Source organism: Phyllobacterium sp. (assembly GCF_037994405.1).
In the GTDB taxonomy this organism is placed as follows: Bacteria; Pseudomonadota; Alphaproteobacteria; order Rhizobiales; family Rhizobiaceae; genus Phyllobacterium.
In genome coordinates this window covers 1-1599 of the sequence record NZ_JBBNAN010000025.1, presented here as the reverse complement: position 1 = coordinate 1599, position 1599 = coordinate 1, and the positions used below count along the sequence as shown (strand labels likewise).

Annotated in this window: 4 protein-coding genes; all 4 read right to left on the bottom strand. The window is 57.9% G+C overall.

The genetic code is table 11. From position 1 onward, the window contains the following. Window positions 1-358: recombinase family protein (locus tag AAAC48_RS01900; RefSeq protein ID WP_340652549.1), on the bottom strand; the 358-nt coding region annotated here is incomplete at its 3' end. Beyond that, window positions 355-636, bottom strand: coding sequence for a hypothetical protein (locus tag AAAC48_RS01895; protein ID WP_340652548.1), 282 nt, complete (start codon window positions 634-636; stop codon window positions 355-357). The genes AAAC48_RS01895 and AAAC48_RS01900, both read right to left, overlap by 4 nt. A 14-nt stretch (window positions 637-650) precedes the next feature. Beyond that, entirely contained in the window at window positions 651-1112 is a 462-nt protein-coding gene (locus AAAC48_RS01890) for a helix-turn-helix domain-containing protein (RefSeq protein WP_340652547.1), read from the bottom strand. Window positions 1113-1309: 197 nt separating this feature from the next. Next, a partial coding sequence (locus AAAC48_RS01885) for a DUF5372 family protein (protein ID WP_340652546.1) occupies window positions 1310-1599 on the bottom strand: 290 nt, incomplete at its 5' end.

Below are 1599 nucleotides of genomic sequence, written 5' to 3'. Positions count from 1 at the left end.
GGATCAGGGTGTCAGCAAGGGCGCAGATCTCGAGTAGACGCTGCCAGTCGGCATTGTTGCGCGCCAGACGGGAGACCTCGAGGCCCATGACGATCCCGGCATGTCCCATGCCGACATCGCTGACCAGCCGTTGAAATCCCTCTCGCCAGACCGCCGATGCGCCGGATTCACCTTGATCGCTATCGATGACGATAATCTGCTCCTCGCGCCAACCAAGGGCGATAGCGCGCCCGCGAAGCGCATATTGCCGCATGGCGCTCTCGGTATTGTCGATGACTTGCCGCATCGAAGATTGGCGGATGTAGAGGTAGGCGCTGCGTTCGAGGTGATGAGGCTGGACTTTGAGATGTACATTCATTGTGATCTCCGATCGTTGATGCTCATGGCGATTGTCGCAAGGACGTGAACGACGGCGCTGTGCCCGCCGTGCAGCGGCCAAGCAATTGACGATGGGTAATTCTGCTCTCGCGGGGTGCTTGCTGTTGCGGTCAGCGCCTGAGCCCATCCCCACATGCCCCGGCGCAGAAAGAGGATGAGGCCGCTACGGGCCATAAGTGGCAGCGCTTCGCCGAGAGCAGCCTTGCGCAGCACCTCGTACTGGGACGCGATGGTCGGCGGCAGGAGCGAACATGCCACCGTCGCGGCAATGTTTACCTGCCGCTTTTTTTTAGAACCCGCTCGATCGATCTGGGATGAAGCTCGATACCGAGTTCCTGATGGAGCAGCTTCGCCAGTTCCCGAGCGCGAACGGGTTCGCCAGGGGCGATCTGCGCCTGCAGAAATGCCAGGACTTTGTCGTCGATCTTGTGGGGACCGCGGGGGCCCGGTTTTGTCGGCACCAGTCCGGCAATCCCGGCCATGTCGAAGTTCACCTTGGCCTGGTAGTAGGTCGGCCTGGAAACACCATATTCGTCGGAGGCTTCCGTCACCGACACCTTGTCGATGGAGACGCGACGCAGCATCTCGTATTTGACCTGCACGGTGTCGTGCGGATCGAAGAACTCGCTGCCCCGAAACTTTGGATCGCGCACCTTCTCGGGGGTTGGGTTGAGCGTGCCCTCTTCGATGAGGACATCCGTCTTTGTGCGCTTGCTGTCGTACTTCGCAGGCATCGATGGCTCCGAGGATGTGAAGCGACATTATCGTAAATTTAATTATGACGTCTTTTGCCGCCTCGTCAAGGCTATCGTGATGGTCTATGACCGAGAAAATGCGGTTCGAACAAACGAATTCCTTCATTGGAGTTACCCTTTGCGGCATAATCCGCTTTACAGAAGCGGCATAGTTATCTTTACACGCCAGCACGTCATCACGTGCCCGATTTGCTGGAAAGGCGCTCCACCAGAGTGGCCAATTCCATTAAGTCAGCGACACGCAAGAGCGATCGTCCGTTGCTCATGATGACTTCAGGATCCGGGTTCACAAGATCAGTCCATTGCGGGGGAACCGACCAAACGGTGGCGTCTCCGGTCTGCAGCAAAAGGCGTTCACCATGCCGGTTGTAGCGCTTGCCGACACACGGCAACTGCCGTGGGAATAGAGGATGAAACGGATGTGTCACCCGAACTAACTGCTCATCTGCGTTGGTAGAGGCTGCAT

Excerpts from the sequence above, each read along its gene's own strand:
- AAAC48_RS01890 (WP_340652547.1), bottom strand. The coding sequence starts at position 1,112 with ATGCCTGCGAAGTACGACAGCAAGCGCACAAAGACGGATGTCCTCATC.